This is a genomic window from Flavobacterium sp. PL002 (assembly GCF_054165825.1).
On sequence record NZ_CM135110.1, the window covers coordinates 3681503 to 3693526 of the forward strand.

General features: G+C 31.5%; 15 protein-coding genes. 1 reads left to right on the top strand and 14 read right to left on the bottom strand.

What is annotated here, in order from left to right; genetic code table 11:
• Positions 1 to 239 precede the first annotated feature (239 nt).
• Positions 240 to 1292 (top strand): o-succinylbenzoate synthase, encoded by a 1053-nt coding sequence (locus ACVEGE_RS16095; protein ID WP_192501600.1) that lies wholly within the window; start codon positions 240 to 242, stop codon positions 1290 to 1292.
• 106 nt (positions 1293 to 1398) lie between these two features.
• Here ACVEGE_RS16095 and ACVEGE_RS16100 read toward each other — a convergent pair whose 3' ends face one another.
• The 14 genes from ACVEGE_RS16100 to ACVEGE_RS16165 form a co-directional block, all read right to left on the bottom strand.
• Positions 1399 to 2217: a transporter gene (locus ACVEGE_RS16100; protein ID WP_192501601.1), complete on the bottom strand. Its 819-nt coding sequence runs from the start codon at positions 2215 to 2217 to the stop codon at positions 1399 to 1401.
• Between the two features lie 116 nt (positions 2218 to 2333).
• Positions 2334 to 3569: a cation:proton antiporter gene (locus tag ACVEGE_RS16105; protein WP_192501602.1), complete on the bottom strand. Its 1236-nt coding sequence runs from the start codon at positions 3567 to 3569 to the stop codon at positions 2334 to 2336.
• Between the two features lie 3 nt (positions 3570 to 3572).
• Entirely contained in the window at positions 3573 to 4472 is a 900-nt protein-coding gene (locus ACVEGE_RS16110) for a mechanosensitive ion channel family protein (RefSeq protein WP_173857128.1), read from the bottom strand.
• 2 nt (positions 4473 to 4474) lie between these two features.
• Entirely contained in the window at positions 4475 to 5284 is an 810-nt protein-coding gene (locus ACVEGE_RS16115) for a mechanosensitive ion channel family protein (RefSeq protein WP_173851865.1), read from the bottom strand.
• 34 nt (positions 5285 to 5318) lie between these two features.
• The gene (locus tag ACVEGE_RS16120; RefSeq protein WP_173851867.1) at positions 5319 to 7097 is read right to left on the bottom strand and encodes an APC family permease; all 1779 of its coding nucleotides are present in this window, start codon (positions 7095 to 7097) and stop codon (positions 5319 to 5321) included.
• Between the two features lie 239 nt (positions 7098 to 7336).
• The gene (locus ACVEGE_RS16125) at positions 7337 to 7783 is read right to left on the bottom strand and encodes a DUF1572 family protein (protein WP_173851869.1); all 447 of its coding nucleotides are present in this window, start codon (positions 7781 to 7783) and stop codon (positions 7337 to 7339) included.
• On the bottom strand, positions 7783 to 8253 hold the full coding sequence (locus ACVEGE_RS16130; protein ID WP_192501603.1) for a nuclear transport factor 2 family protein: 471 nt from the start codon (positions 8251 to 8253) through the stop codon (positions 7783 to 7785). Before ACVEGE_RS16130 ends, ACVEGE_RS16125 begins: the two co-directional genes overlap by 1 nt.
• Positions 8254 to 8433: 180 nt before the next feature.
• The gene (locus tag ACVEGE_RS16135) at positions 8434 to 8778 is read right to left on the bottom strand and encodes a hypothetical protein (RefSeq protein WP_173851873.1); all 345 of its coding nucleotides are present in this window, start codon (positions 8776 to 8778) and stop codon (positions 8434 to 8436) included.
• Position 8779: 1 nt separating this feature from the next.
• Positions 8780 to 9127, bottom strand: a complete 348-nt coding sequence (locus tag ACVEGE_RS16140; RefSeq protein WP_192501604.1) for a phage holin family protein — start codon at positions 9125 to 9127, stop codon at positions 8780 to 8782.
• 18 nt (positions 9128 to 9145) lie between these two features.
• Complete coding sequence (locus ACVEGE_RS16145) at positions 9146 to 9442, bottom strand: YtxH domain-containing protein (protein ID WP_192501605.1); 297 nt, start codon at positions 9440 to 9442, stop codon at positions 9146 to 9148.
• Positions 9443 to 9484: 42 nt separating this feature from the next.
• Positions 9485 to 9637 (bottom strand): lmo0937 family membrane protein, encoded by a 153-nt coding sequence (locus tag ACVEGE_RS16150; protein WP_173851879.1) that lies wholly within the window; start codon positions 9635 to 9637, stop codon positions 9485 to 9487.
• Between the two features lie 40 nt (positions 9638 to 9677).
• Positions 9678 to 10313: a porin family protein gene (locus ACVEGE_RS16155; protein WP_173857130.1), complete on the bottom strand. Its 636-nt coding sequence runs from the start codon at positions 10311 to 10313 to the stop codon at positions 9678 to 9680.
• Positions 10314 to 10485: 172 nt separating this feature from the next.
• Positions 10486 to 10926, bottom strand: a complete 441-nt coding sequence (locus ACVEGE_RS16160; RefSeq protein WP_192501606.1) for a sll1863 family stress response protein — start codon at positions 10924 to 10926, stop codon at positions 10486 to 10488.
• A gap of 353 nt (positions 10927 to 11279) precedes the next feature.
• Complete coding sequence (locus ACVEGE_RS16165) at positions 11280 to 12011, bottom strand: MlaD family protein (protein WP_173851885.1); 732 nt, start codon at positions 12009 to 12011, stop codon at positions 11280 to 11282.
• Between the last annotated feature and the right edge of the window lie 13 nt (positions 12012 to 12024).

Sequence of the window (12024 nt, forward strand, 5' to 3'; positions counted from 1 at the left end):
CGCTCGAATTGGCGGTAGGTTTTATTCAAGATGTTAAGTAATTGTCAAATCGAGCGTAGTCGAGATTGATTTTGAAATTGTAAAACGAGTTCTTGACTCTGTTCGAGTTGACAGTAGGTTTTTTTCAAGATGATAAGAAATTATCAAATCGAGCGTAGTCGAGATTAATTAAAATAAAACTTAGCGAACCTTTGTGAAAAATATTTGCGCTCTTTTGCAATTAAAAAAAACATTATAAAATGAAAGCAACTTACCATAAATATATTTTAGACTTCAAACATCCTTCGGGAACTTCTCGAGGGGTTTTAACCCAAAAAGAAACTTGGTTTATTGTACTTGAAAAAGACGGTAAAAAAGGAATAGGAGAGTGCGGAATTTTACGTGGCTTGAGTATTGATGATCGACCTGATTATGAATCAAAATTGCAGTGGACTTGCAATAATATTCATTTGGGTGAAAACCAACTTTGGGAAGCGTTAATTGAGTTTCCTTCAATACAGTTTGGTGTTGAAATGGCATTTCAATCTTTGCTTAGTGAAAATCCTTTTTTACTGTTTCCATCACCGTTTACTGAAGGTAGTAAATCGATTCTAATTAATGGCTTAGTTTGGATGGGGGAACCGTTGTTTATGAAGCAGCAAATAGAAGAGAAACTAGCACAAGGATTTCATTGTGTCAAGTTAAAAATTGGTGCTATCGATTTTGATAAAGAATTGCAATTATTGAGTTATATTCGGGAGAATTTCACAGCCGAAGAGGTTGAAATAAGGGTAGATGCAAATGGTGCTTTTGATATAAATAAAGCTTTAAGTAAAATAACACAACTAACTGAATTTAAAATACATAGCATTGAGCAGCCTATTCAAAAAAACAACACTGACAGTATGGCAGAGTTGTGCAAAATCACTCCTTTACCCATTGCATTAGATGAAGAGCTGATAGGTGTGTTTAATTATGATGAAAAGGAGGCGTTATTAGTCAAAATCAAACCACAATTCATCATTTTAAAACCGAGTTTTATAGGTGGTTATAAAGGAACTCAAGAATGGATTTCGCTAGCTGAAAAGCATGATGTTGGCTGGTGGATTACCTCTGCTTTAGAGAGTAATATTGGGTTAAATGCTATTGCACAATGGACGTATTTAAAGCAAAATAAAATGCCTCAAGGTTTAGGAACTGGAGCGCTTTATACTAATAATTTTGATTGCCCCTTGCTAGTTTCTGAAGGGCAATTGTGGTATGAAAAAGATGTTAATTGGTCATTTGATTTTGATGATTTTGCAGTTCTATAAGTTTTGATTCTAACTTTAAACTTCACAAAAAAAGCGATTCTCACAAGGCTGTAAGAATCGCTTTTTTATTGTAAAAACTGGGTTGTTTTTTTTGCCTTAAATAGGTTTATAATTTAGCGTATACTGCAAAGTTAATTGATGGGGCAAGTGGTGCATTATCGTTTCCAAAAGCGCCAAATGTTGCTATATTAGCACCGTATTTGTCTTTGGAAAACTCATAATTAAATTTTAAACCAAATGCATTATAAGTTTGACGGTCCAAATAAGAAGGCCATTTTGAAGTATTATTTTCAAAAGCACTTTCTTTAGCTACGGGATTTTTAGTATCCAAGGCCAGTATAAGGTGTCCTTTTGGGATGATGTTATATCCTAATTCAGCAGCGAATTTTAAGTAATCAGAGTAGTCATTTGTCATGTAACCATACCCTATATTTCCAAAATAATACCATTTACCACTACTACTTCCTACACTTAAGTAAGGAATAAATGTTGCGGCATTAAAGTCGGTACTTAAGCTGTTTGTTACATCTTTTTTAGAAGTATTAGCTTGAAATTGTAATCCAGTACTGATCTTCCATTTATGATCATAAACCTTGTATTTAAGCCCAAAAGTTAGGTTTCCTAATCCAGAAATACTTCCGGATGCATTTGTTAGCTTAGACTCAAAGCTAGCAAATTTTACAGGAACAATAAGCAAAGCTTCTAGGTTATCTGTAATTCCGTACTCGGTATATAGTTGTGTAGTGACATCAGTGTAATCAGCTCCGAGAGTAATTTTTTCACCATCAATTTGTGCTTTATCATAAAAAAGGCCTGACACACCTAGTTGAACGTAAGCCCTTCCTTTTTCTTTTGTCCATGGACTTTGCGCTTGGATAAGCTGAGCGGATACAGCTATAAATAATACTAAAATACTCTTTTTCATATATTTATTGGTTTATTATTTAGACGGTAAACATGATTTTTCCTGACAAAAAAACAAAAAAATCCGTTTTTATTTAAAAAACGGATTTGATATGCTATAAATAATGTATTGTGATTTTATTTTGATTGCATTTTTTTAGCAAATTTTCCTATTGTCATTCCTTGAACTAAAATAGAGAAACAAACAATAACATAAGTAATGGTTACCCAGATATCTTTGTTATATTCTGGTGCAATAGATAATGCAAGCGCTATAGAAATACCACCTCTCAGTCCACCCCAAGTAAGTATAAGAATCGTTTTTTGAGTAATTCTTTCTTTTAAACGTACCGCAATTGACGGAATGTAAACAGAGATATATCTTGTAATTAATGTTATAAATAATAGGATTACTGCAGCGATAATAATCTTTTGATTTGTTTGTATAATTAGTAATTCTAAACCAATTAACACAAACAATACTGCATTTAGGATTTCATCAATTAATTCCCAAAATTTATCAATATATTCCGCAGTAATATCAGACATACCTTTACTTTTCCCTTGATTTCCGGTAATTAATCCAGCAGCAACCATTGCTAGAGGTCCAGAAACATGTGTGTAGTGCGCAAATGTGTAACCACCCATTACAATAGCTAGTGTGATTAAAACTTCTACTTGGTAGTTATCAATACTTGCAATAAGTTTGTAGCCTATATAACCTAGTGCGACTCCTAATAGTAATCCTCCGATTGCTTCTTGTCCAAACAACATCAAGATATTTGTTAAATCAAAATCAGTGCCTGGTTTTGCTAGTTTTAAGATGGTGATAAAAACCACAACTGCTACACCATCATTAAATAAGGACTCTCCTGCTATTTTAGTTTCTAATGACTTCGTCACTCCAGCTGTTTTTAAAATACTTAATACGGCAATAGGGTCAGTAGGGGAGATTAAGGCTCCAAATAGCATGGCGTGAATCAGTTCTACTTTTATACCCATAAAGTTTAACAAATAGAAACTAGCAAACCCAATAACAAAAGTACTGATCAGTACACTTATTGTTGAAAAAAGTAAAATACTCAGTTTTTCGTTATTTAAATCCTTGAATTTAATATGGATAGCTCCCGCAAAAAGCATAAAACTCAACATACCTTCGAGAAGTAATTCACTAAAATTAATGTCCTCCATTTTGATAGCAATACTCTCCTTGAATGAAGGGAAGTAATAGCCAAGAATTAGCATTATAAAAGAGAAAATTAAAGAAACAAACATCAATCCAATAGCATTGGGAAGTTTTAAAATTCTGAAATTAATGTATGCAAAACCAGCAGACAGCACGATAAGCACTGAAAAAAGATGAAAGAAATCCATTTGTTATTTTTTAATATTAATGTTAAAATCGGGTGCTTGAACCAATTGAAATGTAGCAGAGGCCATTTTTACAAGACCATTTGTGGCTTCTATATCGGTCATTATTTTGGTAAATAATATTGTTTTAGTAGCCCTTCTTTTTTTATACCCCACAACATAACGCAGCGTGTATTCAGCCCAATTGTCATTTGCTACAAGCGACACCATTGGTTCAGTTTGAGCCTCTTCAAGACGGTATTTGTTTTGGAGTTTATGCCATTTTTCTTTAGAAGCAGCTGTTAGGTCTTTGGCAACTAGATTTCCTGCATTTAAGATAATTTCTTGTGCTTTGTCATAATTGCTTCCGTATTGAATAGGTATTTTAATTTCATCCCATAAAAACGGAAAATCGCCTGAGTAATTAAAAACGGGTTCTTTAAAAACATAACTATTAGCAATAAGAACAATGCGGCCATTATATAAATCGCCATCAACCCATTGTCCTGTTTCCATGATAGTAGTTCGTAAGACGCCAATATCCATCACGTCACCTTTGATTCCGCCTAATTGAACCCGATCTCCTGTGTTGTAAAAACCACCAAACATGATGGCTAGCCAACCAGCAAAAGAAGCGATTACTTCTTGCAAAGCAAAGGCTATTCCTGCTCCTGCAACTCCTAAGGCAACTGTAAATCCACCTAGTTTATCGCTAAATACAATGGTTAGAAATACGATTGTTATTAGGTAACCTATAAAAGTGCTTATTTTTTTTGCCTTATAGCGGTTGTCGTTGTCTTGTATTTTAGTAAACAACTTTTTTTGAAGTAGATTTATTAAAACCCAGATAACGCCCATGCCAATAAGAAAAGTCACAATTTTTCCAACAGTGGGATTATATAGATATTCTTGAATTTGCTCTTCCATATTTATTTACTGATATGTACAACGCGTTGTGGAAATGGGATAGTGATGTTATGTTTTTTAAATAATTGAAATATCCGAACTCTTAGTTCGCTTTTTCTATTTTCGACTCTAAAGACATCTTCAGACCAGAAGTAAATTCCGAAATCCAACGAAGAATCTCCAAAATCATTAAAACGTACAAAAGGTTTTGGTTCTTTTAAAACGCCTTCTTGCTCGTCAATTGCCTGTTTTAGTAATAGCATTACTTGGTCAACATCTGAAGTATAATCAACGCCCACAGCTACATCAAATCTTGATGTAATGTCGCTATGTGTCCAGTTAATTAATTGGTTTCTTGTTAGATCAGAATTGGGTAGAATAATGAATTTATCATCACGGGTAAGTACTGTCGTGGTCCTCATATTGATTTCTTTTACAATACATACTAAGCCATTTGATTCTAAAACATCATTAACCTTTACAGAGGAGTCCACAAGAAGAATAATTCCTGATATAAAATCACTAAATAAATTTTGTAATCCTAAACCAACACCTACAAGCAATGCTGCAGAACCTGCAACCAATACAGATAAGTTGAAACCAAACATTTCTAAACCAATGATTATGGCAACAACAGTTACTAAATATTTTATCAAATTGTAGATAGAATATTTTTTACCAACATCAATCTTATCAATTCGATAAATTGCTTTTCTAATTACTTTTAAAGTTATTAGAATAATTAATATAAAAGCTATAAGCTTAAGGATGCTTATAATTTGTAAGTTATAAGCACCTATTTTAATAAGCGTATAGTATAATATTTGTTCCATGTATGGTTTAAATTAAGCGCTTGGTTTTTTAGAATTACATAATTAAACGTACCCCACCAAGTTCAGAAACACGGTATGAAAAACGATCCCCAGGAGAACCAATGAACATAAAGTTTTTAGGAATTCCCCATTTAATTGATAATTCATCAATGATTTTAGGTCCAAATTCCCCTTCTAATTCAATGAATTCAATGTCGATTTCAGGGTAAGCACGATCAAGTACTTTTAAATCTTTAATCAATAATTGATTATCCTCTTGATCTTTATTAATATTTACAATTTTTAATTTCTTTGTAGTTTCGTTATTCTGAACGTACTGCATTACTTTATTTATGATTGCAACATCGTCTCCTTTAGTAAAAAATACAAATTCTTGGGAATTTATCTTTAGATTCATTTTTAATAAATAACGGTTACTAAAGATGACCATTTTACGTAACGGTTTGTAGAAATATTCTAAAGCTTCTATTAAAAGTCTAATGATTAGCGAACGGTTAAGCATAATGGCTACAAAACCAAAGGCAGGCACTAAATACTGTAAAAAAGTATAAAAAGAAGCAAGATTCAATTTCATATTTCCAATAAAAGCAGTGATAATTAACGCCACAGCAATTACAACAGAAATACCTCGTGCTTTTTCAGGTCTTGGTAATTTTTTTCGTTTAAATTTCAATAGTAAGTTTCCTATTCCAAATAATGCCATTACAGCTAAAAATGAAAATGTGTAAACACCTGCTAGAGCTATGATATCTCCTTTTGTAACAAATAAAACCGATACACATAAAACTAAAAAGCTAATGATGATACGGTAATTAGAACCTCTTTTATTTTGCTTTAAAAAGTAATTAGGTAAAATTCTATCTAATGTCATACGGTTTAATAATCCAGAAACTCCAACAAATGAAGTCAGTACAGCTCCGCACAATACTAAAACAGCATCAATAGATATTAAATAAGCTAACCAGGATCCGCCAGTTGTTTGCCCTAAAAAGGCAAGCAATGATTCTTGGTGTTCTCCCACTTGTGCTAGGGGAATGATACAAATAAGTAATAACGCAATTACGGGATTGAAAAAACTAACAATTGCCCACATGTTACGAAGTGTTTTTGGAAAAACACCAACTTCTTGTTCTTCAACAAAGTTGGCCGAACTTTCAAAACCAGAAATTCCTAACATTGCCGCCGAAAATCCTAAAAACAAGGCGTTGACAATTGTTCCTGATGTAATAGGCAGACTCCAGTTCATACTAAAAACTTCAAATCCGTTCATGAATATAAACCAAACTGAAGCAATTACTAATAAAGTTAATGTAGATAAGTGCGTGATAAAAATGACCACTGCAACAATTGCTGACTCTCCAATACCTATAATAGCTAAGGTGGTAAAAATCAATAAGATAATTACTGTAGCAATTGTAATAAAGCTGAACTCAATATAGAATAAACTAAATGTAGAATGTATTTGAGGAATTATATTACTTAAATAGTGCACTCCTTCAGAAGCTGAAATTACTGCAGTTGCCATATATGACAGTACCGTTAAGGTTGCCGCTACAGAAGCCAATCTTTTTGAAGAAGTATTTAAAAGTACGTTGTATGCTCCTCCATTTAAAGGTAAGGCACCAACTACTTCGCCATATATTTTTCTAAATAAAAACAGTACTACAGCAACAAATAATAAAGAAATCCAAGCATATTGCCCTGCGTACATTATAGTAAGTGCAGAAACATACAAACAGGAGGAGCTAATGTCATTTCCGCAAATTGCTGTTGCTTGTAATTCATTCAGTTTTTTGTGCATTATTTTTTTCATTTTAATATAATAATTTATCGTTATTTTAACATTTATTTAGCATTGCAAGATACTAATTAGATCCTACAAACCCAAAAAGTATGTATTAGCTTATTGTTATACTGTGTTTTAGATTTTTATACTGTTACTAACTTTAATGATGTAGTTACTTAATTATTTGGAATCCAAGGATTTGTTTTTACTATTTTTAAGCTTTTAATCTAAAAGTATTAATAAACAATGTAGAAAATTTTACTAATTTAAGATGATAATAAGCGCCTGTGGTAATTAATTTGCCCCGTATGATAGCTAAGATGTGTCGTTAAATGGGTCAATATATACGCTATTGTAGTTTTTTTATCAAATACTAAAATAGGATAGTCGCACTCTAATGCTGTTGTGGTAATGGTGTCTAAAACCTGGTTTATCTCGATTATAACAGCATCAATTTGCTTTATTAATTGATTTCTAGAAATATTTATCTGAGAAAATTCTTCGGGTCTGTTTCTAGTATAATTGCTATTTGCTAAAGCGCCACCAATATAGGTTTTAAGGTTTCCTATGAGGTGTAAACATAAATTACCAGCCGAATTAGTTATTTCTTTATCGGTCAACCACAAGTCACTTTGATTAGAATAAGCCATAAGTTCTAATTTGAGTTTGTTTAGATCTCGATTATAGCTGTCTTTTAATATATTGGCTAACATTAGATTGTTTGTTCAAATTTTTTTAAAGACTGTTCTGCTGTAGTTTGAATTTTTTGTTGCATATAACCTGTCCATCCCAACAAATATCCAGGAATACCAAAGGCTTGTTTTGACCATTTCCACAAATCAAAATTATCTTGATGCTTAATAATTAAGCCGTCTTTGAAGTTAAAGCTAGCATGAATTACATTGACAACCTTTCTATTTGTTTTACTAAAATTATACGTTGCTATCCATTGTGCGCTTCCGGTATAATCGTCAGCTTGTATGTTTGAGAATTCAATTTTTATATTTCCTTTACTTCGTTCCAATAGCATTTGCCACATATTACCGACCTCTTTACCACTTAAAGATTTAAAAACGGGATCTCTAAATTGAATATCGTGATGATAACATGTTACCATTTCTTTGTAATTTGCTTTCGCAAAAGCGCTATAGAATTTATGGATTGTTTTTTCGTTTTCAGTCATAATTTTATAAAGTATCTAGTAAAAATACATTTTTTAAGATTACATTTTACTTTTATCAATAATTTAAGTCGCTTATTTGTAAAATAAAAAAAAATCGAGAAAAGAATTTCTCGATTTTAGGTAAGTGTTGTTATAATAATTAAATACTATTTAATTAAAAAAACATTGGTTTTAAGTAATTTATAGTTTGTTGGTAATGCTATCACTATGTTTAGAAACAAAGTTGGTTATAAAAAACTGCGCAACGGTTCCTAATACTTTTTTGACAGGACCTTTAGCACCTCCAAACATGATTTTCTTTGATAAATAACCCGTTGATAAACCAATTAAATTATTGATCAAGTTATGTTTCAAGTTGGGTGTATTTACTATCTCATTAATAGTAGACTTGATTAAATTAGCAGGTTTAACACTATCATAAACATTTTGAAATTGTTCATTTAGTACTACTAATTCCTGCGTTTGCTTGATTTTTAAAACACGTATTGTTTCTTCTAATGTTGCTGTATGATTGCGCTCTTTCATCTTATTTATGTTTTAAAAGTTTAGCTATAATTTTGTCACTTATAGGTTTTTTAATCCATTCACCTCTAAACAAGTATAGAATAATAGCAAGTAGTAAATAGAATGCAGCTACGATAAAGAAGCCCCAATATATATTACCCATCATTTCGCCAATCATAAATGAAATTCCAAAGCTCAACAACATAATAAACATTGCAACAGCAATAGAAACAACTATTCGGGTCATAAATGACGATAAAACGTCTGTAGATTTTGCAATAGCGTTCAGCTTTGTTAGCTCTATAGTGGTCTTAGTGTAATCCTGTATTTTTTCAAATAGAACTTCTATTGATGTTGCGTTGTTACTCATAATTTAAGTTTTAAGCGATTATACTTGTGCTTTTAAACGTTCCGTTTCTTTTTCTAACTCTTTCTTTGTATCCTCAAGTTGTGATTTTCCTTCAGCATACATACTTTTAGTTTCCGACTTTAATTCGTCGTATTTTTTTGAAATTGTATCTACAGCAGAGTTGAATTTACCTGATAAGTCATCAGCGTAATCAGTACTTTTATCTTTGATTTTCTTTCTTGTTTTTTCTCCTTTATCTGGTGCAAATAATATTCCTAAAAGTGCTCCTACAGCAATTCCACCTAAAACTCCTAATATTGTGTTGTTCGTTTTCATAATAATTTTATTTATTTGTTATTAATATTTTTGTGCCTAAAATTATAGGCGTTTTCCTTGTATCAGTCTCAATAATATTGCAATAATTGCGATTACTAAAAGAATATGAATAATTGCTCCTGCGCTGTACGCAAAGAATCCGATTGCCCAAAAAATGATTAAGATTACGGCTACTGTATATAATAGGTTACTCATGATTTTGTATTTTAGTTATTAAATTTATTTTTGTTTTTTATTAATTCAATGCAAATCCTACGTATACATTAAGTACACTGTTTTTTGCATCTTGCGCGATAGTATTTTCTTTTCCAATTTTAGTTAAACCGTAGTTGTATCTTACTCCGAAACTTAACAATTCAAAATCAACACCTACACCTGCAGCAATTCCTGCTTCAAATCTCTTAAAGTCATTAGTATCTAATTCATTTTCTGAATCAAAAAGACTAGAATTAGTACTTGTTTTTCCGCTTACCATATAAGCAGCGTAAGGACCCGCATGAACATTAAAATTTTCAGTAATATTGATCACTGCTAATACAGGAACCTCAACATAGTTTACTTTAAATTTTGACTTTCCTGATATAAGTGCGTTGTCATAAGTTAGTTCAGCACCTTTTGTAGTGTAATACACCTCTGGTTGAATAGCAAATGAATTTGTAATTGGTAATTTAGCATATAAACCTGCATTGAAACCAGTTAAAACGTTGTTGTCATCTACACCATTGTCATTAGAATATAAGTTAGAGAAATTTACTCCCCCTTTAAAACCTATTGTTGCTGGTTTAGCGATTCCGTCTTGTGCATGAACACCTGTATATGCTAGACAACTAAATAAAAAACTTGCTAAGGCTATTTTTCTTGATTTTTTCATTTTAATTTTTGTTTGTTTGTTATTGATTGTTTTGATATTTCAAAGGTCGCACTCTTCGTGAGCGTTTGTGTTATACAACTTTAGGCAAAAGTTATGTTATTTACATTTTTGCTTAAAGCAATGAAATTATTAGTATTTGACCTCTTATATTACTATGTAATTTCTAGTATTTTTATTTTTTATTATCGACTGTAAGGTCTTTTAATGCATTCCCTAATTCGTTCATATCGTAATTAAGTTCTGTTTTAAAAGAATCCCAATTTTCACTAGCATCATTTTTATAATTGTCTAGTTTCATTTTCATCTCTTGATTTTTTTCTTCAAGTTGAATCACTTTGTTTTGATAACTTGAATCAATAGTTTTTTTACTGTCTTTCATTCTGACTTTTAATTCAGCAATGCGCATTTCATTTCGATTGATAGTACTGTCAGTGCTAATTTTAAAAGCTTCCCATTCTTTATTTTGAGTAGTGCTTTTCACCATCACAGATGTTCCTTCTGATTCGTCAGTGTTAGCTTCTATTGTTTCTTCTTCTGTAGTTTGTTTACACGAAACTAAAGTCGTTCCAGTAATCAATAGCGCAAACGCTAGGGTATAGATTGCTCTTTTCATGTTGGTTGTGTTTAATTATTATTGTATTTTGTTACTACAAATATCCCCCAATAAACAATAATTTATATTACAATACTTTTATCTATTATTGTGATATTTACATATTATAGTTTAAAGTATTACTTTATATAAAAAATCACCCTCTACTTGTAAAAGCAAAGGGTGATGGATATAATTATAATGTAAAGTGTATTTTTTATTATTCTTAAATAGAGTTTAAAAAGATTCCTTTTATACTACAGATTTAAATGATTTAATCAGTGATAATCAGTTTAAGATTAGTAAGTTATGTTATTAAAAATTTTAAATATTAAAGCTGTTTAGCCCAATCTAGGTTTTCAATAGCGAGTGGTTTATTTTTTCTTTTCTGCAGCTTCTTCTTTTGCTTTTTCAAGAGCTTCTTTTTTCTTTTCTTCTTCTCGTTGCTTTTTCTTAAAAAATCCTCTTAGTAAGAAATTGTGTTTTGCTGCTTCCATATTTTCACTCAAACCTTTGGTTCCTTTTTGCAAGTTATTCATAGTCTTATCTAAGCTGTTTGCAAAATCTTCATCGGTTAATAATTTTGATAAAGCACCATTTCCGTTGTTCATATCGTAGCTAAACTGAGCTAGTTCTTGAGTGATTACACTAGCGTTTTCCATTGTTACCTGTGCACTTTTCATGATTTCGTCCATTTCTACAGAGGCAACAGAACCGATACGGCCATTTTCTGCAATCATTTTGTTAGAATGTGTTCCTGGAGAAATCGTTAAAACTTTATCTCCCATTAAACCATCTGATCCAATACTAGCTTTAGCATCAGTTTTAATGAATTTTTGAACGTCTTTCTCAATTGACATTTTAACTACCACTGTTGAGTCGGATATTAATTGTACTTCATCAACAGTTCCAATTGTTATTCCAGAAAAACGAACATTGTTTCCTACCATTAGACCGCTTACGTTTTTAAAGTTTGCTTGTAGGATGAAGGTGTTTCCAAAAAGGTTTTGTTGTTTTCCTATGAAGAATATTGTCGCTGCAAATACTACTAATGCACCAATGACGAACATTCCTAATTTCCAGATATGATTTGATTGCTTATTCATTGTTAATTGCTTT

Coding starts and splice junctions, on each gene's coding strand:
- ACVEGE_RS16130 (WP_192501603.1), bottom strand. CDS start 8,253: ATGACTGAAAACGAAAAAACAATCCATAAATTCTATAGCGCTTTTGCG.
- ACVEGE_RS16135 (WP_173851873.1), bottom strand. CDS start 8,778: ATGAAAGAGCGCAATCATACAGCAACATTAGAAGAAACAATACGTGTT.
- ACVEGE_RS16150 (WP_173851879.1), bottom strand. CDS start 9,637: ATGAGTAACCTATTATATACAGTAGCCGTAATCTTAATCATTTTTTGG.
- ACVEGE_RS16140 (WP_192501604.1), bottom strand. CDS start 9,127: ATGAGTAACAACGCAACATCAATAGAAGTTCTATTTGAAAAAATACAG.
- ACVEGE_RS16110 (WP_173857128.1), bottom strand. CDS start 4,472: ATGGAAGAGCAAATTCAAGAATATCTATATAATCCCACTGTTGGAAAA.
- ACVEGE_RS16105 (WP_192501602.1), bottom strand. CDS start 3,569: ATGGATTTCTTTCATCTTTTTTCAGTGCTTATCGTGCTGTCTGCTGGT.
- ACVEGE_RS16120 (WP_173851867.1), bottom strand. CDS start 7,097: ATGAAAAAAATAATGCACAAAAAACTGAATGAATTACAAGCAACAGCA.
- ACVEGE_RS16125 (WP_173851869.1), bottom strand. CDS start 7,783: ATGTTAGCCAATATATTAAAAGACAGCTATAATCGAGATCTAAACAAA.
- ACVEGE_RS16160 (WP_192501606.1), bottom strand. CDS start 10,926: ATGAAAAGAGCAATCTATACCCTAGCGTTTGCGCTATTGATTACTGGA.
- ACVEGE_RS16100 (WP_192501601.1), bottom strand. CDS start 2,217: ATGAAAAAGAGTATTTTAGTATTATTTATAGCTGTATCCGCTCAGCTT.
- ACVEGE_RS16095 (WP_192501600.1), top strand. CDS start 240: ATGAAAGCAACTTACCATAAATATATTTTAGACTTCAAACATCCTTCG.
- ACVEGE_RS16115 (WP_173851865.1), bottom strand. CDS start 5,284: ATGGAACAAATATTATACTATACGCTTATTAAAATAGGTGCTTATAAC.
- ACVEGE_RS16155 (WP_173857130.1), bottom strand. CDS start 10,313: ATGAAAAAATCAAGAAAAATAGCCTTAGCAAGTTTTTTATTTAGTTGT.
- ACVEGE_RS16165 (WP_173851885.1), bottom strand. CDS start 12,011: ATGAATAAGCAATCAAATCATATCTGGAAATTAGGAATGTTCGTCATT.
- ACVEGE_RS16145 (WP_192501605.1), bottom strand. CDS start 9,442: ATGAAAACGAACAACACAATATTAGGAGTTTTAGGTGGAATTGCTGTA.